Origin of the sequence: Pseudomonas sp. 32_A (assembly GCF_017490905.1) — a bacterium.
GTDB classification, from domain to species: Bacteria; Pseudomonadota; Gammaproteobacteria; order Pseudomonadales; family Pseudomonadaceae; genus Aquipseudomonas; species Aquipseudomonas inefficax.
Window position 1 is genome coordinate 1 of record NZ_JAFGYI010000315.1, and the last position, 457, is coordinate 457.

Annotated in this window: 1 pseudogene; it reads right to left on the reverse strand. The window is 59.7% G+C overall.

Annotated features, from left to right (window positions below):
• Positions 1 to 174: 174 nt before the first annotated feature.
• Positions 175 to 417 (reverse strand): annotated as a pseudogene (locus J5M58_RS28165) (hypothetical protein); the annotation flags it as partial.
• Between the last annotated feature and the right edge of the window lie 40 nt (positions 418 to 457).

Consider the following 457-nt stretch of genomic DNA (forward strand, 5'->3'; position numbering starts at 1 on the left):
GTCCCTTGAACTCTAATGCCGTCGCCTCGGTTCGCGCTCGTGCACACGCATTTTGGGGTTCCCTCAAGAAACGGATTTTTTCGTACGCCAAGGCGGCCCCGCCGCTTTTCTGTGGCGCAAGGGCCGGAATCGCCCCTTGGCAACGCGTTTGTTGGCCTGCCACACATAGTCGCCGGTCAGCAGCAGCGTCCGGTCAGGCGGCTCGGCGTCCCTCTTCAGATGCGTGAAGTGCGGCGTGAAGTTGGTCCACTGATCGACCTCGAACAATAGATCCGTGATCTTCACGCGCGGCATCAAGTCATATGCCTGCTGCGTGAGCACATCGGCCTCCGCTGGCGTTGCGTCATCGAGTGGCGTGATTTTGAGCCCTTTGTCGCTCAGATCAACATCCGGAAGTTCATCCGCTGCTGCGAGCCGCGCTGTTTCAGCGAGAGCCCCCGCCGTTCAAGGATTAAAG